The organism is Streptomyces marianii, from assembly GCF_005795905.1.
GTDB lineage: Bacteria > Actinomycetota > Actinomycetes > Streptomycetales > Streptomycetaceae > Streptomyces > Streptomyces marianii.
The window spans coordinates 8,372,680-8,395,906 of record NZ_VAWE01000001.1 but is presented as its reverse complement, the minus strand read 5'-3'; the positions used below and the strand labels follow the sequence as shown (position 1 = coordinate 8,395,906).

Sequence of the window (23,227 nt, the reverse complement as noted above, 5' to 3'; positions counted from 1 at the left end):
TGTGCGCACGGTGGTGGTGGCGCAGGATGGCGCCGACCGGTGGACGATGGTGTTGGCCAGCGGGCGGGACGAACTGGCCCTGTGGAAGCCGTCAGAGGACGTGTCCAGCTGGTCCGTCTGCCTGACGATCTTCGCCTGCCGGAGCGGCTGACCTGGGTCCGTGACCGGCGGGGCCGGGGCTACCACCTGTGTAAACGGCACCGCGCTGGGTGGGTGCTGTTCAATCCCCTGACCGGCGACGTCCTGCCCCTGCACCTGCCGTTCTCCACTGCCCGGTCCATGGGCCGCCGTGCAAGGGCCGGAAGGCGATCTACTGGCCGTGCTGCGCGGCGGCCCGGACGAGCCGGTCTGGCTGTTCAACCCCTTCCAGATCACCGCCCGCAAGAGCGAGCTCTTCCCCACCGATGCCCTCCAGGCGGGCGAGGTGGTCGGCCGGTTGCCCACTCAGGGTCAGCGGCTCGTGGCGCTGGCTGCTCCCGGCGGCGCCAGTGTGGCCGGCATCGTGACGGACGACGCCATCGAGGTGTGGGATACATCCCGGCCCGAGCCGCAGCATATTGGGACGTACCCGGCGTCGCCGCGAGCGATGTTCGCCGGCATTCCCAGCCCGGACAAGGCATGGAAGGTTGCCATCACCGGTGACGAGGGCATCCAACTCCACGGTCCCCGCCCTGCGGTGCAGCGGGGCTCCCGCCCATCACCCTCGCCACGGCCCCGGCAGGCGGCCAAGCCGCAGCGGGTCGCGCGGGCAGCGCACCTGATGGCCGCCCTGCCGTCCGCGACGGGTACGCAACGGCTGGCCGTCCCCACCGGCTCCCAGGTGGAGATCCTGGACGTCGCCACCGGGCAGTGTCTCGACCACTACGAGCAGTTCTCCCCCGTGACCTTCCTGGAAGCCCTGCCCATCCGGGGCGGCTCAGCAGCCGTGGCCGTAGCGACACCAAGGGCATCCGTCTGTGGAACACCAGAGATGATGTCGCCCGGCCACTGATGAACGGCTCGTTCGAGCAAGCCCGCTGCTGCGCCGTGGCAGCTCCCGGATGGGCAACCCGCTCTCGTGGTGGCCGACCGCAGCGGGACGATCATTGTGGATGCCGTTACCGGCGAGGTAAGACCGCTCCCCGGCACCGGGCCGGTCAGCGCGCTGCTGGCGCTGCCGTCCCCCGCCGGCCGCTGCCTGGTGGCGGGGGCGGTGCGCTCCCGGCTGCTGGTGTGGGATGCGGCCGGTGGCGAACTCGTCGAGGAACGCACGCTGCCCTACCGCAACACAGTCACCGCCTTGTGCCTCGTCCCCCTACCCGAAAATCGTGTCGTGGTGGCCATCGCCACACCTCATGAGATCGCGTTCTGGGATCCGCAGGGGTGGAGCCGGATGGGCCGTATCGACACCCCGTACACCGCTGTGATGACCGCACTCCCCCAGCCCTCGGGGTCATGGCTGCTGGCAGCCGGCAACGGCACCGGCATGCGGCTGTGGGACCCTCTCACCGGACGCCTCGTTCATAGCCTGCTCACCGCGGCACCGGTCACCAACATCGTGCACACTGCCGGCGATACGCAGCATGTGCACATTGCCGGGCCGGCAGGACTTGCCACCCTGGACTGGCCGCTGAAGGCAGAACCGTCGTACCTGCGTTCGACAGAAGTCGGTTCGCCTAGAGATGCAAAGTGGGCCATGACCTGCAGCTTCATCGCCTCACGCCCGAATTGCCCGTGTCTCTAGGCGCTGACATTCCCGCTGGTCAAGGAGTTGGCGAGAGAGGCGTGATTCTCTGACAATGCCACAAGATCCGAGGGTGATTCATCACCTTTCGCCACTTTTGCGGGCTTGCCTCGGCGCAGCGCGATGGGGCTAGAAACCCGCTATGTGATCGGATAGCGTGGTTGCAACGCCCCAGCATCAAGGGGCCCTTGGCGGTCATCACCGCGCTGACCAGCAAGAATGTCAGAGCCTAGAGACACGCCCCCTCTCCATGACCTAGTGCATCCTCCCTGGTCAGACCTCATCTTGTGACTCTAGGTGATGGGAATTCTGTCGAACCCAGGTCGTAGGGACGCTGATGGCCCGCTGATGACGTGTCACCGCCGATGGCCCGCGGGCCGGGCCCCACGCGCTTGGGCAGCAATGCCTCGTCGAAGGCTCGAGATCCGGTCCGCTCGTGTCCTGGCGCCGCTGCGGGCCTGGGCAAGACATGCACGGTCAGCACATCCTCGAGCGGGGCGTTCGTGGCGCAGGCGCCCGCCGGTTTGCCGGGATGCGCCACCGGGCCGTGGACAGCGCGGATAGTCTCCGATGCGTGATGAACGACGGTCTCAGGCATACCACCAGCCGCCTCTTCGACGCCTTCTGGGCAGCGGGAATCTCCAGTCCGCTGGAGATCGTGGAGCAGATATCCCACCTCCTCTATCTCCGCGAGCTGGACGCCGTCCAGGAACACTGGGAGCGGGAGACTGTTCGGCAGGAATCCCCACAGCAGCAGCCAGTCTTCACTCAGGATGAGCAGCATCTGCGCTGGTCCCAACTGATCCGCCTGACACCTCAACGCATGTACACGTCGATGACCGACGAGGTGTTTCCCTGGCTGCGTCGCCGCACTTTCGCCGGAGTGGGCTATTCGCAGCTCGTCAAGGATGCTCGTTTCACGATCCCGACCCCCAGTCTCCTCGCCAGGGTTGTGGGCCTGCTGGAAGAGACGCTCTCGGCGGGGGATGCCATCGCGGGCGCTCTGTATGAGCACCTGCTCGCCCGGATCGCCACGGCCGGTCCCTATGGTGCTTTCCGTACGCCTCCTCATCTGGCGGCTCTGATGGCAGCGATGGCTGAGCCCGGAGCTGACGAGGAGGTGTGCGATCCAACCTGCGGCATGGGCGGTCTCCTCGCTGCCGCTGCTCAGTTCGTCCACCGGTCCCGCCGGGAGACCGCGCAGCAAAGCGCAGCGGAGGTGAGCGGCAGGATCCACGGGTTTGACTTCGACACGACCATGCTGCGGTTGAGCAGCATGCGGCTGGCTCTTCAGGGCTACGAAGGTGCTGATCTGCGCTACCGGGACAATCTGGCGGAGGGCACCGGGACGGAGCGTGAGCGCTACTCAGTCGTCCTGGCCCATCCCCCGTTCGCGGGCAGCGTCGACTACGAGGCCGTCGCACCCGAGTTGCTCGCAATGGTACGTACGAAGAAGACCGAGCTTCTTCATCTCGCCATGATTCTGGAGCTGTTGAAGCCGAAGGGACGCGCGGCTGTGATCGTCCCCGCCGGTCTGCTGTTCAGCTCGACTTCTGCACACATCGAACTTCGGCGCCTGCTGGTGGACGTGCACGGGCTGGAGGCTGTGGTCCAGCTGCCCGGCGGCACCTTCAAGCCGTATGCGGGGGTATCGACGGCGATCCTGTTCTTCACCAAGGACGCCGGACAGAACGACAGCGTGTGGTTCTACGATCTCACGGCGGACGGCTTCAGCCTGGACGACCGGCGTGAGCCGCTGCTGGCGCAAGATAAGCTCGGGCTGGCTCCCGACAGCGTTCTGGATGCCGTCGATCACACGCGCAACAACCTCCCGGATCTCATGCGGCGTTGGCGGCTGCGGCGCAGCAGCGAGCGCCGGCGTGCACGGTCCGAGCAGAGCTTCTGCGTGACAGCCGCGGACATCGCCGCGGAGGACTACAACCTGTCACTGGAGCGATTCCGTCAGATCCATGAGATGCAGCGGGCCGCGCAGGAAGGCATCCGTCTGGGGGACTTCGCTGAAATCTTTCCCGGGTCCGTACGCAAAGCCGATCTGGACGAAGAACCGGATGCGACGGACACGGACGGGCAACGGCGGGTTCTGACACCCACCCTGCTGACCAGCACGCTACCGGACGTGGCAGACCTGCCCCTGCGCGCGGACCAGCGCGAACCCCGCCGCCGGTTGCGGCAGGGCGACATCATCGGACGGGATCTCGCCGGGACCCGCCACTGGACGTGCGTGCCGAGCCACTACGACGGCGTGCAGCCCGGCCAGGGCCTGATCGTCATCCGGCTCACCGAGGAGCCTTTGCCCCACGAGTACGTGATCGCCTACCTGTCCAGCGCTCTGGCCGAGCAGCAGCTGCCGAAGTACGGAGTCATCCCGCACATCAAGGCCCGCGAAATGGCCGACATCTGGATCCCACGGTGTGACGGCAGCCTCTCGGAAATCCGCGCCGCCCTCGCCATGCTCGACGAAGGAGAACGGGAAGCCGCACGCATCCAGGACGATCTCCACCGCAAACGGATGCAGATTTTCGAAAGCGGAACCGGTTCGGCCCGGCGCGGGCGGCTCGATGACGCCGCCGCGATCAGCTCCTTGACCGCGCAGAACCTGCGCCGACACAACGAGCCCTACAAGCTGTTCCAGGATTCGTACCCCTACGCCGTAGCCCGCGCGGTCCGCAAGTTCCGCCACGCCCTGTCCCTGGCCGAAAAGCACGAGGCAGCCATCCAGTGCACCGAGTCCTTGATCCTTTCTCTGGGCATCATGGCCCTTGCCCTGGCCACCGACCGCGGCCGTCAGGATCTGCCGGCCATCGCCCAGTGGAGCCAGTCCGTTGAGCGGGGCGGTGTCTCTCTCGGCCACTGGGTGGGGGTGGTCAGGGCAGTAGCCGACGACGCCCGCCAGCACGGAGACCCAGCCGCCGGCCTCGTCGAGGCAACAGCTCGCAAGAAGGGCAAAAAGGGCCTGTTCGCCGACCTTGACCAATTGGTCGAGCTCCGCAACAAGATCCGTCACGGCGCAGGCCCCCGGACACGAGCCGAGCTGGAGAGGAGCCTTGGACGCATCGAACCGCTGATGCTCAGCAGCCTTTCGGGATGCGCATTCCTTGCGCACACCCGATGGGTACACACCGACCGGCTTCAATGGATGCCCGACGCCGGGAAGTTCCGCGTATCAGGCCTGGCCCTGATGGGCGATCACCCCGACTTCGCAACGGTCTCCTTCGACACGGCACACCCTCTGGCAGACGACCAGCTGTACCTCATCCCCCCACACGACGAACCCCTCCCCCTCTCGCCGTTCTGCCTCCTGAGCGACTGCCCCACGTGCCTGGCACCCGAGCTGTACTACCCCGACCGCATGACGAGTTCCACGGCTCTCCTCAAGAGCCTGGATCGAGGCCACGAGCTGGACAGCGACTCCGTTTTCAAGGCACTGCGCGAGTGGAGCACCCCGTGAACGTTGCAGCCACACATGAGGGCGCGAGCAGATGAGCGAGAGGAGATCGGAGAGGACGTGAGGTGCCCCGGCGCGTCACGATCCTCACAGCCTGCGCAGGGACAGATCAACTCGCCTGCCGGGCGGCACTCGTGACGGCCCCGGGGTGCCCGTGCTCCAGACGGGCCGTTTCCAGCAGGCGTCGCCAGGAGATCGATGGGCGCAAGTAGTGGTTCACTGCCTCCGTACGCTGGCTGCTGGCAGCCCAAGACGGGTTGGCCCTCTTACCGGCGAGCCTGACAGGATTGCCTACTCCTGGCAGACACGCGTCCTTCTGAGCCCGACAGCCTCGACAACCAAGGGCATTACGGTTCTGGACTCCCAGCGGCCCGGCCCCGTCACGAGCGAGGATCTGGCTAGCGCGTTAGCGGGGCCGCCAGGTGCGGATTTCCAGGTGAGTGATGTGCGCGGCGGGGTCGATGCGGCCGGTTACCACCAGCCACTGGTGGATGGCGGCGGAGAACTCATCGATGCGTTGGCACAGGCCGCAGGCACCACCGCAGTCGCCCGGCTTCTTGAGACAGGCCTGACAGACGACGTCTCCATCGGCAGCAGCTACCACGTGGGAGCACTGTCCAAGACGCTGCGGGTCTCTGGAAGAGCGAGGAAAGCAGCGCCACTATTCGGCGCAGCGAGTTCGGCAGGCGGGGAGCCTCTGCAGGCCTGCCTGTCCAGCGCGTACACGGCCCACTCCCCTGGCCTGTGGCCGTGCTTCTCTTCAGTAGTCGACCACAGACGCGATTTGCCAAATGCGCCCCTGACCAGCACATACCTGACTCTCCGCACCACGCAGCTGTATAAAATCTCGTGCCGATCACTACATTCCTAGACGATCACTAGACCTGCACTTCGGAGCCTCTTCAGGTCTCAGAGCTGTCAGAAAGACCCAGCTCAGAACTGCACTGCGCCACTGCCGAGAATCCGGGGTCGATCACTATATTCCAAGGTCAACGCATCATCCATCTAGTGATCACTGGCGGATTTGTCACAGCAACGTGGCCAGCTGGAAGACCTTCGAGTCCGGGATGCGGGCCGGGGCGTCGGTCACCGGCCGTGGACGGCTGGAGCAGCCGGCCGGATGGTCTGGTGGCGGGGCCCTCACTGCTGGCCTCGCAGCAGCCGGGCCGTCTCGCGGTCGCTGAGCGGGGGCACGAAGTGCTGGTAGCGGGCGAGGGAGGCGGTCGAGGCGAGCCCGGCCGCGGCCGCGATCACTCCGGGGTCGATGCGGCGGCGCATCAGGGAGACGATCCAAGAAGCCCGCAGGCGGCGGGCGTTCAGCTTCGGCAGGGGTGTCTCGGGCTGGTGCTGGTGGGTCCAGGAGGCGATCAGGTTGTCCGGCGGCGGGTCCCTGTGGCCGGGGCGGAACAGGAAGTCGTCCCCGGCCTGTCCGGTGAGCTCGGCGAGAATCTCTTCCCAGCCGGCGTGGGCCACCAGGAGCCGTCCGAGCACCGCGGCGTCGAGTACGCAGGCGCCGGAGCGGGTGCGGCGGATGTCCGTCCCGCGCAGGCGGGCGATTTCCCCCGGTGCGAGTCCCATCCCGTCCGCGAGCGCCATCAGGGCCAGCGCATCCGACCGCGCCCGGGGGCGAAGCTGCCGGGCCCAGGACCGCAAGGCGGCGATCTCTTCGTCCTCATAGGGCGACGCGGGCGCCGGCGGAGCGGACAACTTCAGCCCCTCCTGCCCGCCATCGTCCCAGACCAGTACCTCTCTCACGCGCCGCAGCCAGGTGCGGTAGGTGCGCAGGGTGCCAGGCTTCAGGCCCGCGCAGCCGGTCAGCACGAACGCGTCGATCGTCTCGTTCTTCAGCCAGGCGGCCGGCTCACGGGCAACCCCCCGCCCCTCCGCCCAGAGCGCCAGCCGGGCGACAACGTGCAGCAGGTCCACAACCGTGTAAGGGACACGCTCGACGGTCGCCGTGACCACCGCCTTCACCAGCGGCCCCACCTCAACCCAGCAGGCAGGAGCCTCCCGCGGGGTGTACGCGTCGATGACCGAAGACGTCGCCAGGTCCAGTGCCATGGACCACGAGTAGTGGCAGGACAACCTGCCGCCCAAGTCGCGTACGACGTCAACAGACAGGAGCGTGGAAGCATGGTCGGAGGCAGCGCGCGCTCCCGCGCGCCCAGGGAATGCGCCCGCGACCCGGAAGCCTGGCCCCACGCGGTCGTCGACGACGTCGCCGCAGCAGTCGTCCAGACCATCGCCCGCCGCCTCGCCGACGCTCTGCACGAACGCGGTCTGAGCCGCCGCGGTGCCGCTGACCTGCTGGGGGTCAACAGGCAGACCATCGCCGACGTGATCGAGGGCCGCTGCTGGCCCGATGTCGCCACGATCGCCCGCCTGGAGACGGGCCTGAACACCCCGCTGTGGCCCCCGCTTGCGCGCCGGTAACGGTGCAGACATGCCGCCAAAGCCCTCCCGGCCCGGCCAACAGACTGCAATTCCCGCAGGCCAGAGCCCAGTTACGGCCCGGCGAACCCAACACGGCGCAACAGCACTAACCTGTCGGACGCGCGAGCCTCTTCTTCATGGTTCAGGGCGCTCACGCAACCCCAGGCGCCGCCGGGACGGCCATCCCGACGGCGCCGCCTCACGCGTCCCCGCCCGCCGGCGCCGGATCCCCGACCCCGGGCGCGATCGCGAACAGCCCCACCTGGTCCTCGGTCAGCCAGCCCTGCTTGACCAGCCGTTTCAGCCTCACCCGCATCCCCTCCACCGGCCGGTGCTCCGTTCCCACGCCGACCGCCTCGCAGATTTCCCTCGACCGCAGCGGTCGTCCCGCCGACGCCAGCGCGAGCACCACGTCCTCACTCGCCCCGGCCAGCACCTCGCCGTCCCCCCGCGTCACCGGCGCCGAGACCACGGCTTGCGGCCTCCTGGCCGCGGCCACCGCCACCGGCGGCAGCCCGGCCGCCGGCTCCCCATCATCTGTGTCGTCCTCGGCCAGCAGCTCGGTCACCGCCTCCTCGGCAACCGACCACCGCGACAGCTTCGCTTCCTCGGCGGCGACCTCCTTCTCCAGCGCGGCGATCCGCGAGCGCAGGTCCTCCACCCTCGCCCGCGACTTCGACGCCCTCGCCCTCAGCCTCTCCAGCAGCGATGTCATCAGCCGCCCCCTTCACCCCAAGGCCGACGCCCGCCAACTCGCATACAAAGGAGCCAAGTTGGCGGCACTCCCCTCACACTGTAGGAGGTGATCATGGAGTGGGGCAGGCCGGACCCGCACATCCCGCGCCCGTGATCACCGACTCCATACTTCTCGGATGGACACACCAAGGGCTTCCTGGCGTAACACCACGCACGACTGGGCGAGCACCGTCGACCTCGACCACCTTGAACACATCCGCCAAAACCTCGCCGTATTCGCCCCCGGCGGCCTCCGGCACCTGGTTCTCGAAGTCGTCGCCTATGCGGCGGACGAGGCCGAGTGCAACAACAGCAGACACTGCCGCATCACGCTCCACTCCGACGGCTCCGTAACCATCGCCGACGACGGACGGGGCACCGACACACGCCTCGACGAACACGGCCAGGTCGTGAAGAAGCCGGTCATGGCGACGAAGGACCTCCGCTTCTTCGACCACCCCGACGCACCACCCCTGCCCGACACCCACCCCCGCCGGGGCATGTCCGTCGTCGCCGCACTCAGCACGTGGCTCGTCCATACCAACCGCCGACGCAACGGATCCTGGACCCAGCGATACGAACTCGGCATCCCCACCACCGACCTGGAACCGATCACCGACGACGGCACGACCGGGACCGCCGTCCATTTCCTCCCCGACGAGCCCCTGCGTGCGGCTCACGACTTGACGGCCGACAACCTGGCACGACTCACCGCGGCATGGCCACAGCTCTCCTTCAAAATCGACGACCGGCGCACGGCTTGAGTCATCCCCCGCAGCCACCACCGCGCCCAACCCTCTGCCGCCGGGTAACGACCTACTCCGCAACGGGCAACGATCTCCGCAACCCTTCCAAACACCCTGATCAAGCCCACTCAAGAACAGCCCCCACTGCCACAACGGACCGTACGGTGTGAAGGTGTTGGGCAGCCGGCTACTCGTGAATGGTCAGCGGTACCCGCACATAGGTCGTTCGGCCGGCCCAGATCGCACCGTCCACACACGTCGGATCAGCCATCGGCCCAGTAATGATCACAACGTCCCCCGCCGCGACAACAGCCCGCCGCCACGCTGCCGACGACGGCATCGTCCCTTCGTAGAAGCACAGCCCGTCCGGGAAGGACACGTGCAGCATGTCGCCGGGCAGGCGCAGCTGTGCACTCCAGCCGGCCGTGCGCTCAGAGGAGAACAGCGTGCTCGTCGACAGAGGCTTCCCTCCGACCTCGCGCACGAGGAACTCCACGACGTCCGCCACCTCTACCTCGCCCTGCGCGGTCTCCATTTTCATGGTCATGGGCTGCAGCATGAAGATCACAGCCTGATCGGCGAAGTTCCCGCTCTGCGCCCTCAGTTGCATTTCGCCGGGGGCGATGTCGAGCGGCTCCTGGCTTCGGGGATGATCCGCGCTCAGCGCGGCCACCAGGGCCACGGCCGTGTCAGCCGCATCCCGCCGCTCCTGCACGGTGCATTCCACGCTCGTGGCACTTCCCGTCTGCGTGCCGCCGGCCCACGGCTTTGCAAGTCTGCGGAACGCGGCCGAGGTTCGCACGACGGCATCCTCCGACTCGTCGCCGTCCAGGAGTTCCGCGGGGAACCCGCCGTAGACTTCCAAGGCGATCACACACGCCCACTCCATCAGCTTGCCGACCGCTCGAGTGTCCGTCGCCACGCGATCCAGCAGAACTGACCGGCACTCCTGGCAGCCGTCCAGCGTCGCGTCGTACAACTGGTCCATCACAGCAGCCCGCGTCCCGAAGTCCGGCACGTAGTGCTCCGAGGGCGCGACGAACCGTCGACCACGGTCTCCCGCGTGATCGTGCACGTGATCGGCGGCAGCGACGGGCTTCTCCACAGTCCCTCCCAAAGCAGTCCTGTCCGTCCAGCCCATCGTCTCGACTCTTCGAGAGCCTCCACCTCAAAAGCGATGAAACCACCACACGGAGGCCGATACTTCGGTACGGGGCCAACAGGGACAGCGCGAACCCGCCCTGTCCCCACGAACTCAGCGACCAGGCCAGGCCACAAGATCGAGCCCTCCGATCAGCGCCCAGGCCCTCAGGAGTTCTCACTGGATCTGCACCCTTCTCAATCAACCTGCACCACAGCAGGTCAGGGCACATACAGAGGGACGCAATTCCTTCTCATCAATCTGCACCGCAGCTCACAGAGCCGCAGGGCCTCACTCTTGATGAGAAGTCACAGATGGAAGCCGGTCACCACACTCGTCACTTCCGCTCCGGTCAGGCGCGGAACCTCCTGCCACGCGACCACCCGCGACGCCAGCTGCGGAAGCCGGGCCAGCGCCCGCTCGCTGCCCGCCCCGCACAACACCAGCGTGATCCGCGTGCCGGGGTGGTCCCACAGGCTCTGAAAGTACTCCAGACACGGCGCAGGAAGACGCTGCGCCTCATCGACCACCAGCACCCGCGCCTCAGCCAGAGCCCTCGCGACCGCCGCATCGGCCAGCGCCGACGTGTGCGGGAAGCGGCCCGGCAGCGCCAGAGCGTCGAACACCGCCCGCCTCATGCCGGCCACCGACGGGCGCACCGGTACCGGCACCCACGTCGCCTTCCAGCCCGGGGGCGCTTCGCCAAGCGCCATCCGCACGGCGGCGGTCTTGCCCCGGCCCGGGTCGCCGAACACACACACCGCGCCCTGGGTCGCCATCGCCTGCCCGACCGCCTCGGTCACCGCCCGCACCGACGACGTCCGCACCAGCTGCGCGCCCGCCGGCAACGCCACACCTGCCAGCGCACCGTTCTCCTCCACCGGCAAGCTCCCGGTCGCCTCTGGTACGAGATGCGGCGGCCGGCGCGCAGCCACCTTCGCCACACCGCCCGCACGCGGCCCGGCCAGGGCAAGGTCAGCCAACGCCTGCCTCGTCTGCTGTTCTTCCCGCTCCCGCCGCGCCACCGCGCGGTCCGGCAGGACCCTTCCGGCCTGAAGGTCCCGGCGCACCGCCCGGTGCAACGACGCCAGGGAGGGCACCTCGCCTCCGGTCGCCTTCAGATGCCGGTGCAGCGCCGCAACGTTCCCGCCCGCCTGCGCCAGCACCTCCCACGCCTGGTCGGACAACTCCAGCCGGGCCCGCGGCCTGCGCTCGACACGGCCCTCCGTCCGCGCCGCATCCAGCCAGCGCCACACCGTACGCACATTCACCCCGCCGACCTGGGCGCCCGCACGCACATGCGCCGTGGTCAACGCCCCGGCCGCCTCAAGCTCCAGCAGCCGCGCAACCAGCACCGGTCTGGACACCCTCAACCCCGCCGTGACCTCACCCCACGCGCCCGGCTCTCCCACCCCGCCCCCTCCCGCCCGCGCAAGACCGACACGGACCACCGTGCCGCCGCGCAGCCCTCGGGAGGATCAGAAGTGCCGTTCTCAAGACAGTGGAGCGGAGTGGGGTGTACCGCCCCATGACAGCCGCGCCCACTGCAGATACCGCTCTACGGCAGTGACACCGCCCTTACTCAACACCCCACCAGCAAAAACACCCAGTTCTGACGTGCCGTCACTGACACCACCCACCGACACCAAACCGGCACATCGCACCCACACCCCCGGACCACTCCACGCGAACGTCCCACACACGTCAGTGACGGTTGGTAAAGTCCGCCACCCTCACACGCCAGAACGCCCCCTCGGGTCACGTTGGCGGCAGGCGCCCTCAGGGGCAGGCGTGGCCGACGGCACGGTGGCTCATCCACACCGCCACATCGCACACCCGAAGCGCGCTCACCGTCTCGGGTAGTGCAGCGGCTGCCGAGGTTCTCAGCTCCCGGTCACACGACGCGGTGCCGGTCCACGGGAGTGAGCCGGCACCGCTGCTGAGGATCAGTCAGGCCTGAGGCGTTCTACCTCGGGTGCCGTTGCAGCAGCCCGAAGACCACTGCGGGGCCCCCGGGCATGCTTCGTCCGTGCCGGGCAGAAGCGCCCTTCAGCCTGAACCAGGCAAGAAGAAGGGTGCAGATACCGACGACGGCTCCCGTTGTCACCCCCGCCGTGGTGGCGATGCTGACGAAGGCGAACACCAATCCCGTCAGGATGACAACAGCTGCGGCGGACGCCCACAGGATTCCGCGCAGCAGCTCATCGCGCCCTTCAGGCCGTCCGGTGTCGACGACCTCCTCGCAGTCGGTGAACTCCTCCTCGTCGTCCAAAAGCGCCGCACGGGCCGCAATGCCAGCCATGTGCTGTTCCCACTCTTGCGGAGTGGGCTGCGGCTGCCCCTCAGGGGTGCCGGAGTCCTCGCGCAGCATCTGCACGAGGACATCGTGAGCGTTCTTTCCCACTCTGTTTCCCTCTTTCCATTCCTAGTCGTTCCACGTCGGAAGCCCCATCTAGGTCTAGGGCCTCCTCCTGGGATCACGGGGCAGGGCCTTGCACCGTGATCCCTAGAGGGGCTCTAGCGCAGGGCGTCGAGCATCTCCGCGGGGAGCGACTTCAAGTGCTTCTCCGCCCGCTTCAGCCGCTTGGCGACGGTCTTCCGGTCTATGTCGAGCTTCTCGGCGATGGCCGTCTGCGTCATGGGCTCCCCGGTCCACCCATGCGCGAGGAGGTAGACCGCTCGTTCTTCCTCGTCCGGCAGGTGCGTCTCCAGGAATGCCTTGATCGCCTCCCGTTGCAGCACCCGGTCCGCCTCCGATTCCTCGGTGGCCGGGCGAGGTTCCGGAAGCTCCCCGACCGGTTCGGGCTGACGGCCCTCCCGGCGGTGGAAGTCGAGCCGTGCCTTCCCGAAACACCACCTGAACAGCGCCTTGGGGCCGACCCTGAAGGTGAAGCCGGGCTTCGACCGCGCGCTGTAGTAGCGGACCTGGGTGTCGGAGTCGAGCGTTGACAGGTCCGGCTCCCGGTAGCCCTCCCCGTAGATGACGCCCCGAAGCCATTCCCGATGGTCGAGCAGTTCCTGGCTGATCTCCTGGTGGAGGCGCTGGGCGGCGAAGGTGGCCTCGTCGACTGCGGCCGCGCCGGCGGCCAGGGCCGTGCTGGCGTTGCCGTACGGCACCTGGTGCGGGAGCACCGTGCTCGGCATCTCCGGCTCGGCCTGGGCGCGGAAGGTCGGCTGTACCTCGCCGCCGTTCGGCGGCGGCTGGTCGCCGAATCCGCGCTCTGCGGGTCCTGCTGTCATGGTTCCTTGCGCCTCTCTGTGGGCGTGGTGAGTGGGCCCTGCACAGCCGAAGTCGCAGGGCGGAGGCAAAAGTGGGGACGCCGGACGGGATTCACTCGATCGGGTGCACGTGGACGCCCGAACAGAACAGTGGTCCCGGTCCGTATCGGACCGGGACCACTGTTCCGTTCGGGCGTGTTACTTGTCCCGCAGCACCACCCACACCAGCGTCGCCACCGCGACACCGATACCGAGCGCGATCCCCAACGGCGGGTTGATGAAGGCGAGGTAGGTCACCATCGCGAACACCAGCACGACCACCAGGATGACCAGCATCTTGTTCTCGTCGCTCATCTACTGCTCCACGTCTTCGACTGGACTGAGGAGGCGCTCACAGGGGTCTCGCCCGTCGCGCGAGGTCCGCGTTTCCGCTCTCGCACCATGAGTCGCACGCGCCCGCGGGAAGTGGGGAAGCACCGTATCGGGCACTCGCTCGGTGCCACGCGGGCGGCCGGGACGCCATCAGTCGGTCGAACAGGGGGAAGTGCGCATCGCGCGCGTTCTCCCCTGGCCTGGGCACTCGTCCAGACCAGGTTCGCAATTCAGCTGGTCGAGGAGCTCTGCTGCGGCTGCGGCAGGGCGTTGACGAGTGGCTTGAGGGCACTGTCCAGCAGCCCAGCGTGCCGGGCTGGTGCGTCGGGCTGTATGCGCATGACGTGCAGGATGTGGTCGCGTACGGCGGCGTTGCGCAAGCTGCCGGACTGCTTGCTGCGCAGGATGTCGAGGAGGCTGGGGCCGGAGGCTTCCTGCAGGGCCTCCATCATCTCCAGTTCTTCGATGTCGACGATCTCCACCGGGTCCGTGTCTGGCTTCGTGAACAGCCCCTTCCTGCGGGCGCGTGCACGGATCACGGTCAGGGTGACGGGGTTGACGGGAAAGCCCTCCGGCAGCACGAGCAGCGGCAGGAAGCGACGGTCGCCGGCAGCAGGTGCACCGGTGAGGGCGGCCTCGTCGCCGCGCAGCGCGGTGATGGTCGCGTCGATCTGGTCGAGTTCCTCGACGAGCTTGTCGATGTCCTCGATCTGTGATTCACCGGGGACGGCGGTGCGGGCTTCGCGGCGCAGCTGGGTGGTAGTGACCTCGATGACGATCCAGGCGCCGGGATAGTCGATCGCGGCGTCGGCGATGCGCTGGCCTGGGGCGGTGTAGGCGGCCTTGAGTTCGGCGTCGTCGTAGACCCGGCGGGTGGTGCCTTCGTCGCGGGTGATCGTGTGCAGGACCTCGCTAACGTAGACCTCGCTGCAGTGGCGCAGGGTCTGTTTGGCCCGGGCGGCCATCTTGCGGTGCCCGGTGGGCTTGGTGCGCCCCGGCGGCGGGAACTCGATGTCGAAGATCGGCAGCCACCCGAAGGCCCGGCTGATCAGGTGGCGGGGATCGAGGATCAGCAGCCGGTCCTCGGGCAGGCGAATCACGGGCCACTGCTGGAAGGGGTCGAAAAACCATTCGGTGCGCTGTTCGGGGCGTTCGCCGCGTACGGCCTCCCGCATGCCGGGCAGATCGTTGGTGATCAGCGCCAGAACCGCCTCGACGCGCTGCGCGGGCAGGGTCAGGCCGGCCAGTTCGCCCGGCTCGATGACGAACCGTCCCATCGTGGTGCGCAGCCACAGGTAGCCGGCGACGGCCGCCAGGTCCTCCAGGCTGGCGCCGGTGCAGTCCTGGTAGGTCTGGCTGAGGTCGACCATTCCCGGCTCGCCGTGGTGTTCGGCGGGCAGTTGCAGCCAGCGCCGTGCGTAGCGGGCGAGGACGCCGCGGACAGACCAGCTGCGGTGGAAGTGCTGGTTGGCAATGAGTTCGCGGCCCAGTGTGCCGGGCCGGTCCGTGATGACGCTCGGGCCGGGATCGGGATGGTGTCCCATGACCTGGGTGAGACTGAACAGAGCGCCGACGATGTCGCCGTCGGGGAGGTCGTCCGGCACCGTGTCCGGGGATACCTCCATGGCCCTGCGGGCCAGCAGCATGAGGGCCTGGGGCACGAGCAGCCTGCGGGTCTCGTCCCGGAGCAGGTTCCGGACACGGCGGCGGACCGGCTCATCCAGCCACTCGCCGGCGAAGTGCGCCTCGACTGCCTGCACGGACACGCCGGGCAGCTCCAGGGCGTTGAGCACCCGGGCGCAGAACCGTATGACGCCTTCAAGAGGAAGTCGCTCCAGCTGGCGCACGGCGTAGTCGGCGGGCAGCTCGAACCCGAAGATCTCATCGGGCGTGAGGTACGCCGCGCCCAGGTCGATGGGCGCGGGCGGGACAGCGGTGGCGGGCACCAGCAGGCCGCTGGGGTGCTCGTTCCAGCGGGGCACGAGAGCCGTCGCGGTGGATCCCTGCAGCACCGGGTGCCCGGCCGAGGGATCGGCCAGATAGCCGGTACGCAACGACGCGGGCTCGGCATCCGTGAGCATCCTGCTCAGCGTTTCGATCTTCTGGACGAGGCGCTCTGCGGCGTCCATCGGCACTCCCGTCGTGCGTGTATCCGCTGGCTGTGAACTACCGGCTGCCGGTGTCACGTTGTTGCGGATTTCAGTGTTGGTCTCGTGGGCCGGGCGGGCCAAGCGCATATGCGTGGTGGTCCCCCCAATGCTTCTGGCCGGGGGGGGTTCAGCGGAGTCGGTGCAGGAGGTCGTCGACAGCGCGCCGAGCGCGGAGCGGCCAGCGGCGTACCGCACGGGCACGTGCAGCGCGGGCCAGTTCAGCGGCCAGGTGCCGTCCCGTAACGGTGACAGGGGCGTCGTCGCCGAGTGCCCGCAGCATGCCGTCGTAGGGGCAGCCCCTCTCGCAGCCGTCCTCGCGGTCATCGAGGGTGGCGGTGGTCAGGTGGTACAGGTGGGCGCCGGTGTCGGCGATCCCGCCCGGCGCCGTCGTCATGGTGACGAACTGGTTCAGCTGCGCTGTCGCGGCGCTGGCGGAGAAGACGAAGACGTTCTCCTTGCGGCGCAGCGGATGGTCGGCGGGCAGGCCGGTGATGTAGGCGGGGTCGTCGAGGGAGCCGTCGCGTTCGGCTTGGACGTGGGCGGGGTCGTACTGGCCCAGGCACTCCAGGCAGGCGCGGCCGGGGGCGGCGATGTGGGCGCGCCATTCGGCGCCGCGCAGGCGTCCGCCGCGGGCGTCGACGGCGATGCCGCCGTCGACGACGGGGATGAGGTGGGCGTAGGCCAGGAGGTTGAGGACGGCGCGGGGCCAGGGGCGGTCGACGCAGGAGAAAATCACGTCGCAGTCGGCCGCGGCGGCGAACCCGGCCGGCTCGACCACGCTCAGCTCGTACGGCGCTGCACGGAAGGTGGCGGCGGTCGCCGCGCGGCGGGCACCACGGGCGGCGAGGCGGGCCTTGGCCCGGTGCAGGCGCACATCACGAATAGTGGCGTTAAGGAGCCGGTCGCGCGTAGGTGCCGCGACCGGTGCGCATGAGAATGAGTCCCGCCGCGGCGCGGCTGCGTTCATTTACTTCCAGTCCGGTGATGGATTCCACCGCGCTGCACCAGTCGGCGCGCTCTCGAGGAACGCCTCCGGTGATCAGCAAGCCCTCCATCCCCTGGCGGGTGAAGTCTCTAGTTTGGTAGTCCTCACTGTCGAGGTATCTCTCGCGGACGAACGTGCGCAGTTCCGGGGTGGTGCCCTCGGAGGGCCTGAGCCGGTGGAGGGTGGACTTCCGGGTGGCGGATCGGGATATGCGGCTACTACCCAAGACGGCCTCCACACGCGAAGCAGTTGAAGACACTACGAAAGCAGACAGGATGCCGTCTTCACCACCGAACGGATCCAATCCGCACCGACGGCACCTCAGGCTCATGGCCTCCCCTACACCGAACTCACCGATATCGGCGTCTACTTCATCCACGTCCGCGTCCTTCCACCCACCACCGACTCTGCTGCCCAATTCCGGGGCAACTCCGACACGCGGACCATGACCTGCGACAACGCGGTGACCGTCGCGGCCTTCCCGGCATGACTCTGCTGCTCAGCCGAATTGAGCAGCAGAGTCACCACCGACTCTGTTGCTGAATCCTTCAGCCGGCGAGTTGGTGGCTGAGGCGCTGCAGTCGGCTGGTGCGGGGCTTGCGTAGTGGGTTGGTGGTCCACCAGGCGTCGAGGCGGACGATGTTGAGGGCGGTGGCGGAGAAGGCGTGTTGGAGGGTGACTTTCGGTAGCCCGCGGTAGCGGGCCTGGCGGATGCCGGTGACGTCGAGGGCCTGGTTGACGGTGCTCTCGATGCCGGCGCGGAGGGCGTACTTGGCCCTCCAGGACTCGGTGTCCTGTTCGGTTCTGGCTGTGGTGGTGCGTTCGTGGAGTTCACGGGGACGCAGGGTGAGCATGCGGGTACCGCGGACCGAGCTGGTGCAGTTGGTCCGGGAGGGACAGGGACGGCAGTCGGCTCGGGCGAATTCGATCACGATGGCGTCTCGTCGGTGCTGGGTGACCGGGTACCAGCCGGCGCTGGTGGCCCCCTGGGGACAGTGGACCTGGCAGGCCTTCCAGTCGACGCGGAAGGCGCTCTTGGCGAAGCCCTCGGCGGCCTTGGCCTGCGGGGAGTGGTCGGCCAGGAGCGGGGTGACCATGCCGATGCCCCGGCCCGCCGCTTCCACGACCAGGTCGACGGAGGGGTATCCGGAGTCGAGGTAGTGCTCGCCCGGTGCGACCTGCCGCTCGGCCAGGTTCTGCTGGATGGGCGCGGTGGCCTTGACGTCCGGAACGGTCGCCTCGGTGGTGTGGACATCCGTGATCAGCCGTAATGGAAGCCTCACGGCTTCGGCTTCGGCTTCGGCTTCGGCTTCGGCTTCGGCTTCGGCTTCGGCTTCGGCTTCGGCTTCGGCTTCGGCTTCGGGGAGGGTGTCGCAGGTCTCGGTGAGGTGGACCTTGTATCCGAGCCAGAACAGGTCGTCGCCCTTGGCCGACCAGCGGGCGTCGGGGTCGTACGGGGAGGCCAGGCGGATATGGCCGGGCGGGACCCCGCTGTCGTCGGCGTCCCGCTTCTTGATCACCTCCCGTCCCCGGCCATCGGTACGGATGATGTAGGTCTGCACCATGACCTGCCGCAGGAGGGCCACCGCCTCGATCTCGCGGACCCACACCGGCGCGGTATCGGACCAGGCCGCCCGGCACAGGACCAGCGCGTCCTGGCCGAAGACCTGGGCAAGCCGGTCCCGCTTGGTCTTCGAGCCCGGCATCGTCCAGCCATCCACGCGCGGCCCGTAGCGTTCGGCGAACTCGGCGACGTCGATCACGCCGGCCAGCCAGGACGGCGCCGCCACCGCCAGCGCCTCCAGAGCGGCCCGCACACTCTCCCCGGCCAGCTCGGTCCGGTTCAGGTCACGGACCGCGCTGATCACATGGGTGGAGTCCGTGCGCTGCTTGCCACCGGCCTTGATCAGCCCGGCCTCGCGGCAGTGCTCGACGAGCCTGTCGAAGAGTGTCCGCTCCAGGCCGTGCCCGACCAGCCGGGCACGGAACTTCGACAGCGCGGAGAAGTCGAAGCCGGCATCGGAGAGCTCCGCGCCCAGCGCGTACTTCCACGACAGGCGATCCCGCGACGCGTCCGCCGCCTGCCGGTCGGTCAGGTTCTCCGTGAACTGCAGCACCGTCACCAGCGCGAGCAGGGCCGGAGACTGGGCGGGAGCCCCACGATCGGGAAACGCATCGGTGAACAACGCGTCGTCGAAAACCTCGGCAAGGTGGTCACGCACGCGCATGGGCAGGCTCCCACCAGGGAAGGCCGCACGGGCCGTTCTGGCCGTCTGTTCAGGAATGGACGGCAATCCCCCCGGCCGCATGGACACCGCGCCAACCCCCTGCGGCCGGAGCAGACAGAACGACCGCACCAACGATCATGCCGACCTGCCCGTGCCTCTGCAGGCAATTCAGCAACAGAGTCACCACCGCCAGCAAAGCCGGCAAAGCCACCCACGTCCCCCTCACCAAAGAGGACCTCACGAACCCCGACACCCCCTGACCGGCCCCACCAAGTAGCAGCTCACTGGAACTGCACAACACCCGGCCATCCCGCGCAGACGACATACACGCAGGTCAGACAACCACCACCCCGCTCAGAGCCATACTCCAAGCGCTCCAGGCACCGCCAAAATCACCCAGAAAATCTGAAGACCCTCAGCCCGCAGGCACAGCCGCAGCGCAGAAAAACTGGGCGGCGACACGGGCGGCGCGGCTTGAACGGCTGGGCATGGTATGGGACCCGGCCGAGGCCGAGTGGCAGGACAACCTTGCCGCAGCACGGCTCTACATGGGCCGCTACGGCACGTTGGCCGCTCCACGCGGCGCCGGTGGTCGCCGAGCCCGGCGGCCAGGCCGCACGGGCGCTTCAGGGGCCGTCAGGGGCTACGGGGGCGGCCTGTCGGGCAGTGGCTGTCCAACTGCCGCCGACCCGGAGCCCTCACGCCCGAGCGGGCCGCGCAGCTCGCCGAGATCGACCGCGACTGGAACCCGGCATGGCCGATCGACTGGCAACGCCACTACTCCGGAGTGCGGGCCTTGGTGGTGGACGGCGGCGCGGCGGTAGACGAGATCACCCCCGGGGTGACCGTGCACGGCGCAGACGTCGGCCGATGGCTGGCCAGGCAGCGCGAGACATGGGCCGAACTATCGGCGGCGCAGCGCGAGCGACTGGCCGTACTGGGAGTCACCGCGCCCGAGCCCGCCGCGGCGGCCCCAAAGGCCGGCGGCCGTGCCGCGGCATGGGAACGCGGCCTCGCCGCAGCCCGCGCCTACCACGCCCGCGAAGGCACCCTGACGGGCGTCTCGCGAGGGCACGTCGAACACGTCGTCCACGACGGCCAGGACCGCGCGGTCAAACTCGGCGTCTGGCTCGCCAACCAACGCAACCGCCGCGCGAAACTCCCCACCGACCGCGCCCACGTGCTCACAGAGCTGGGAGCGATCTGACACGGCGGTGCCCCGGACCGATCGGGGGCATCGGTCCGGGGCACCGGCTGGGGACCGCCGACCCGCGACGGGGGGCGCGGGCCGGCGGGCTGCCCGCATCAGGCTCGGGGACAGGTGCCGACGGTCCGGTTCCGCCCGGCACCGCTTCTCGCAGGCGCCTGGAACAGTCGGAGCGCGCAGGTAAGCACCAGCCCCGTTTCTGCTCCGGGGCTGCGTTAGCGTCGCTTGAGCCACCTGGTGGCGGCGACCGCGAGGGCGATCGCCGCTACGGTGACGGCCACCGCGGTGATCTTCATCCAGGTGTCCATCATTGCGATCATCGGTGACTTCCTTTTCGTATGCGGGTGGTTTGGTGCTGGTTCATGCGGGTTCGATGGTGCTGTCGTCGGCTTCGCGGTAGCTGAGGAGGTCTCCCGGCTGGCAGTCCAGCACGTGGCAGATGCTGGTCAGGGTGGTGAAGCGGATCGCTTTTGCGCGGCCGTTCTTGAGGATCGAAAGGTTGACGTTGGTGACCCCGACCGCGGCCGCGAGTTCCGTGAGCGTCATGCCTCGTTCTGCGAGGAGACGGTCGAGATGCACATGGATGGCGCGGTTCTCGTTCGCCTCTGCCGGCATCAGACTGTCCCTTCGAGGTCCTCACGCATGGCTACGCCGACGTTCATGATGCGCGCGAAGGTCAGCAGCCCGAGACCCGTCAGCATCGCCAGGTAGGGGGCTGTCATGGTGTTCACCACCGTGTCGGGGGAGAACGCGACGTCCTTGGTGAGTGTCGCCAGCAGAGCCGCCTGGGCGACCGCCTGGGCGAGCTCGGCGACCAGGCTGCCGACCAGCAGCAGCCACCCGAGCAGCCGCAGCCTGGCGGCGGTCTGCTGGGTGTAGACGCCGTCTTGCGCGGCCGATCGCAGGAGCCGGTTGAGTACCAGGAGCCCGCAGATCAGGAGAATCAGCGACGGGACGTCGGTGAGGAGTCCGAGGAACCGCTGGTAGCCGCTGGGGTTCTCGGCGCAGTATTGCGGGATCGCGGTGACCTGAGCTCCCGGACGGGTGCCGAAGAGGGCGTCGGCGGCACTCGAACTGCCTCCCATCCAGTGGGCGGTGACGCAGTTCTCCGCGACACTCCAGAACGGGACGCCCTGGTTGAACAGGCTGAAGGCGAAGGCGATCAGAAGCAGGCCTACAAGCAGCCGTAGAAGGCCCGAGACCGTTTTGGAGAAGGGTTCGAGGAGCTTGTGGTCCTCAGCCATCACGACCCCCGTGTATCGTTTCTCGATGTTATCGAGAAACGATACACGGTGATCGAGGGTGAGGGAAGCCCTGCCAGCACCCCGCACCGTTCTCCCGGCCCCCCGCGGGGCCGGCGCGTCGCACACACCGGTGCGCACTTCGGCGGCCGTGGCCCTCGCTGTCCCCGCGCCGGCACTCATGCCGTGCGAGAGAACGCAGAGGGACCACGGCCGCCGGAGTTGCCGGCATCAGCCGGCGGGCTGTTGACAGGTGATCAGGCGGGCACGCCCCACGTCATGCCGGAGCGGGTCACACGCGCTTGAGGTATCCGCCCTTGAAGCCGTCCTGGTCGGCCCAGACGCGGTGACGGCACGACCAGACGCCGTACACGGCGAACTCGCCCTTCCAGACGGTCTCCGAGTGCGCGTTGTTGCCCGGGTCGGCGGAGATCCAGTTCTTGATCGGTTGGTGCTCGAACTTCAGAGCCGGCACCCAGTTCGTGTGGCTCGCCCAGCCTCCGTAGACCTTCGTGGTCCTGGTGGCGGTGGTGCGGTAGTTGACACCGAGCTTCACGGTCGTGACCTTGATGCCGAAGATCTTGTCGGAAACGCTGTGCCAGACGTTCTTGTCGCCCGCAGTCCCCCGCGTGGACATCTCCCCGCTCTGCTCCTCCTTGTCGATGACGATGTCGCCGTCGGCAAGCACACTTCGCTTGGCGGTCGGGCTCTCCACCGCGTCCATGAACGCCTTGAAGTGATCCGGCGCGTTCAGATAGCCGATGAACTTCTGCTGCTTCTCCGCAGGAAGCGCCTTGAACTGTGCGATCGTCTCAGCAGCGCCCGGATCCGACTTGGCCTCGAGCCACGCGACGTACGCCTGCGGCGTGGAGGGAATCTGACTCTCCGCCGCCACGGCCTGACCCGGCAGCCCTGCCAGGGTCATGGCCCCCATCGTCGCGGCAAGAATTCCGACAAATCCTCTGCGAGTGGTATTACGCATTCCACTTCCCCCAATGCATTCAAGCAATCAGTGAAACGCAAGGACGAGGAGCACCAAGCTCCTCCATGCACGGCAAGAAATCCGCCGACGCCCCCCGCGTAGACCGCAGTTGGTCTCCCACGGCCGTGACAGAACCTTCACACCGTCACCACCAGCACGGCAACAGGTGATCAAGAATTCTGAGGTTAACTTGAGCATCCACGGCGGCTACGCCTGACCTGCACGCATCCAAGCCTTCGGGGGCTACCGCAACAGCTGATGAAGCGGACATTTTCGGCGCTGCCCTTCTGCCCGACCTTGGCGTAGGAGAGAGCGGCAGCCAGGTGCAGCAGCCCGCCGAGGGCGATGTCGTCGGGCCCACGGTCGGGGTAGTCAGCGTCCTGCGCGGCCGTCATCGACCGGTCACCGGTCAGCATGACCAGCTCGGGCGCGGGCTGGAACGACAGATGGAGCTGGGCCAGGTGGTGCGCCTGCGCGAGGGTCGCCAGGATTCGGCGGCGCTCGATGCCCTCCTGCGTGCGCGCGGCGTACCTCAGACGGCCAGACCACGGCACTCTATGTGGCGTGTGAGAAGGACACGCTTCGGGCGCAGTTGATGA

22 protein-coding genes are annotated in these 23,227 nt (G+C 68.1%); 6 read left to right on the top strand and 16 right to left on the bottom strand.

Translation table 11 applies throughout. From position 1 onward, the window contains the following. Positions 1–289: 289 nt before the first annotated feature. From FEF34_RS37830 to FEF34_RS37820, 3 genes are all read left to right on the top strand, one after another. Complete coding sequence (locus FEF34_RS37830; RefSeq protein WP_138057179.1) at positions 290–991, top strand: hypothetical protein; 702 nt, start codon at positions 290–292, stop codon at positions 989–991. A 69-nt stretch (positions 992–1,060) separates the two neighbouring features. Then, on the top strand, positions 1,061–1,723 hold the full coding sequence (locus FEF34_RS37825) for a WD40 repeat domain-containing protein (protein ID WP_138057178.1): 663 nt from the start codon (positions 1,061–1,063) through the stop codon (positions 1,721–1,723). A gap of 577 nt (positions 1,724–2,300) precedes the next feature. Then, the gene (locus FEF34_RS37820) at positions 2,301–5,192 is read left to right on the top strand and encodes a class I SAM-dependent DNA methyltransferase (protein WP_138057183.1); all 2,892 of its coding nucleotides are present in this window, start codon (positions 2,301–2,303) and stop codon (positions 5,190–5,192) included. A gap of 403 nt (positions 5,193–5,595) precedes the next feature. Here the strand turns inward: FEF34_RS37820 and FEF34_RS43510 are convergent, their stop codons facing one another. Both FEF34_RS43510 and FEF34_RS37810 read right to left on the bottom strand, forming a co-directional pair. Continuing rightward, entirely contained in the window at positions 5,596–5,793 is a 198-nt protein-coding gene (locus FEF34_RS43510; RefSeq protein ID WP_234042171.1) for a hypothetical protein, read from the bottom strand. Positions 5,794–6,329: 536 nt separating this feature from the next. After that, positions 6,330–7,250 (bottom strand): hypothetical protein, encoded by a 921-nt coding sequence (locus tag FEF34_RS37810; protein WP_138057177.1) that lies wholly within the window; start codon positions 7,248–7,250, stop codon positions 6,330–6,332. Between the two features lie 72 nt (positions 7,251–7,322). Between FEF34_RS37810 and FEF34_RS37805 the strand changes: the two genes are divergently transcribed. Next, a complete protein-coding gene (locus FEF34_RS37805; RefSeq protein ID WP_138057176.1) occupies positions 7,323–7,622 on the top strand; it encodes a helix-turn-helix transcriptional regulator in 300 nt (99 codons plus the stop codon). Between the two features lie 199 nt (positions 7,623–7,821). On the opposite strand, the gene FEF34_RS37800 is transcribed toward FEF34_RS37805, so the two are convergent. Next, positions 7,822–8,337, bottom strand: coding sequence for a hypothetical protein (locus FEF34_RS37800; protein ID WP_138057175.1), 516 nt, complete (start codon positions 8,335–8,337; stop codon positions 7,822–7,824). 157 nt (positions 8,338–8,494) lie between these two features. On the opposite strand from FEF34_RS37800, the gene FEF34_RS37795 reads away from it, so the two are divergent. Then, entirely contained in the window at positions 8,495–9,121 is a 627-nt protein-coding gene (locus FEF34_RS37795; RefSeq protein WP_138057174.1) for a DNA topoisomerase subunit B, read from the top strand. Positions 9,122–9,290: 169 nt separating this feature from the next. Here the strand turns inward: FEF34_RS37795 and FEF34_RS42195 are convergent, their stop codons facing one another. The 9 genes from FEF34_RS42195 to FEF34_RS43835 form a co-directional block, all read right to left on the bottom strand. Further along, the gene (locus FEF34_RS42195; RefSeq protein WP_199800730.1) at positions 9,291–10,208 is read right to left on the bottom strand and encodes a hypothetical protein; all 918 of its coding nucleotides are present in this window, start codon (positions 10,206–10,208) and stop codon (positions 9,291–9,293) included. A 344-nt stretch (positions 10,209–10,552) separates the two neighbouring features. After that, on the bottom strand, positions 10,553–11,599 hold the full coding sequence (locus FEF34_RS37785) for an AAA family ATPase (protein ID WP_234043024.1): 1,047 nt from the start codon (positions 11,597–11,599) through the stop codon (positions 10,553–10,555). Between the two features lie 611 nt (positions 11,600–12,210). Then, a complete protein-coding gene (locus tag FEF34_RS37780) occupies positions 12,211–12,621 on the bottom strand; it encodes a hypothetical protein (protein WP_138057172.1) in 411 nt (136 codons plus the stop codon). A gap of 140 nt (positions 12,622–12,761) precedes the next feature. Then, on the bottom strand, positions 12,762–13,484 hold the full coding sequence (locus FEF34_RS37775; protein WP_138057171.1) for a sigma-70 family RNA polymerase sigma factor: 723 nt from the start codon (positions 13,482–13,484) through the stop codon (positions 12,762–12,764). Between the two features lie 177 nt (positions 13,485–13,661). Beyond that, positions 13,662–13,817, bottom strand: a complete 156-nt coding sequence (locus FEF34_RS41715; protein ID WP_171053257.1) for a hypothetical protein — start codon at positions 13,815–13,817, stop codon at positions 13,662–13,664. A gap of 248 nt (positions 13,818–14,065) precedes the next feature. Further along, complete coding sequence (locus tag FEF34_RS37770) at positions 14,066–15,964, bottom strand: hypothetical protein (RefSeq protein ID WP_138057170.1); 1,899 nt, start codon at positions 15,962–15,964, stop codon at positions 14,066–14,068. A gap of 148 nt (positions 15,965–16,112) precedes the next feature. Then, positions 16,113–16,859: a hypothetical protein gene (locus FEF34_RS37765; protein WP_138057169.1), complete on the bottom strand. Its 747-nt coding sequence runs from the start codon at positions 16,857–16,859 to the stop codon at positions 16,113–16,115. A 16-nt stretch (positions 16,860–16,875) separates the two neighbouring features. Then, positions 16,876–17,349 (bottom strand): hypothetical protein, encoded by a 474-nt coding sequence (locus tag FEF34_RS37760; RefSeq protein ID WP_138057168.1) that lies wholly within the window; start codon positions 17,347–17,349, stop codon positions 16,876–16,878. 169 nt (positions 17,350–17,518) lie between these two features. Beyond that, a complete protein-coding gene (locus FEF34_RS43835) occupies positions 17,519–19,198 on the bottom strand; it encodes an IS1182 family transposase (RefSeq protein WP_267905283.1) in 1,680 nt (559 codons plus the stop codon). A gap of 493 nt (positions 19,199–19,691) precedes the next feature. On the opposite strand from FEF34_RS43835, the gene FEF34_RS44040 reads away from it, so the two are divergent. After that, complete coding sequence (locus FEF34_RS44040) at positions 19,692–20,405, top strand: helicase associated domain-containing protein (RefSeq protein WP_138057167.1); 714 nt, start codon at positions 19,692–19,694, stop codon at positions 20,403–20,405. A 360-nt stretch (positions 20,406–20,765) separates the two neighbouring features. Here the strand turns inward: FEF34_RS44040 and FEF34_RS37745 are convergent, their stop codons facing one another. From FEF34_RS37745 to FEF34_RS37730, 4 genes are all read right to left on the bottom strand, one after another. Further along, positions 20,766–21,020, bottom strand: coding sequence for a helix-turn-helix domain-containing protein (locus tag FEF34_RS37745; protein ID WP_138057166.1), 255 nt, complete (start codon positions 21,018–21,020; stop codon positions 20,766–20,768). Beyond that, on the bottom strand, positions 21,020–21,649 hold the full coding sequence (locus tag FEF34_RS37740; protein ID WP_138057165.1) for a DUF2975 domain-containing protein: 630 nt from the start codon (positions 21,647–21,649) through the stop codon (positions 21,020–21,022). Before FEF34_RS37740 ends, FEF34_RS37745 begins: the two co-directional genes overlap by 1 nt. A gap of 289 nt (positions 21,650–21,938) precedes the next feature. After that, complete coding sequence (locus FEF34_RS37735) at positions 21,939–22,571, bottom strand: hypothetical protein (RefSeq protein WP_138057164.1); 633 nt, start codon at positions 22,569–22,571, stop codon at positions 21,939–21,941. Positions 22,572–22,813: 242 nt separating this feature from the next. Then, positions 22,814–23,182: a hypothetical protein gene (locus FEF34_RS37730; protein WP_199800729.1), complete on the bottom strand. Its 369-nt coding sequence runs from the start codon at positions 23,180–23,182 to the stop codon at positions 22,814–22,816. Positions 23,183–23,227: the final 45 nt, after the last annotated feature.

Excerpts from the sequence above, each read along its gene's own strand:
- FEF34_RS37820 (WP_138057183.1), top strand. The coding sequence starts at position 2,301 with ATGAACGACGGTCTCAGGCATACCACCAGCCGCCTCTTCGACGCCTTC.
- FEF34_RS37810 (WP_138057177.1), bottom strand. The coding sequence starts at position 7,250 with ATGGCACTGGACCTGGCGACGTCTTCGGTCATCGACGCGTACACCCCG.
- FEF34_RS37805 (WP_138057176.1), top strand. The coding sequence starts at position 7,323 with ATGGTCGGAGGCAGCGCGCGCTCCCGCGCGCCCAGGGAATGCGCCCGC.
- FEF34_RS37800 (WP_138057175.1), bottom strand. The coding sequence starts at position 8,337 with ATGACATCGCTGCTGGAGAGGCTGAGGGCGAGGGCGTCGAAGTCGCGG.
- FEF34_RS37795 (WP_138057174.1), top strand. The coding sequence starts at position 8,495 with ATGGACACACCAAGGGCTTCCTGGCGTAACACCACGCACGACTGGGCG.
- FEF34_RS37775 (WP_138057171.1), bottom strand. The coding sequence starts at position 13,484 with ATGACAGCAGGACCCGCAGAGCGCGGATTCGGCGACCAGCCGCCGCCG.
- FEF34_RS41715 (WP_171053257.1), bottom strand. The coding sequence starts at position 13,817 with ATGAGCGACGAGAACAAGATGCTGGTCATCCTGGTGGTCGTGCTGGTG.
- FEF34_RS37770 (WP_138057170.1), bottom strand. The coding sequence starts at position 15,964 with ATGGACGCCGCAGAGCGCCTCGTCCAGAAGATCGAAACGCTGAGCAGG.
- FEF34_RS43835 (WP_267905283.1), bottom strand. The coding sequence starts at position 19,198 with ATGCGCGTGCGTGACCACCTTGCCGAGGTTTTCGACGACGCGTTGTTC.
- FEF34_RS44040 (WP_138057167.1), top strand. The coding sequence starts at position 19,692 with ATGGGACCCGGCCGAGGCCGAGTGGCAGGACAACCTTGCCGCAGCACG.
- FEF34_RS37745 (WP_138057166.1), bottom strand. The coding sequence starts at position 21,020 with ATGCCGGCAGAGGCGAACGAGAACCGCGCCATCCATGTGCATCTCGAC.
- FEF34_RS37740 (WP_138057165.1), bottom strand. The coding sequence starts at position 21,649 with ATGGCTGAGGACCACAAGCTCCTCGAACCCTTCTCCAAAACGGTCTCG.
- FEF34_RS37735 (WP_138057164.1), bottom strand. The coding sequence starts at position 22,571 with ATGACCCTGGCAGGGCTGCCGGGTCAGGCCGTGGCGGCGGAGAGTCAG.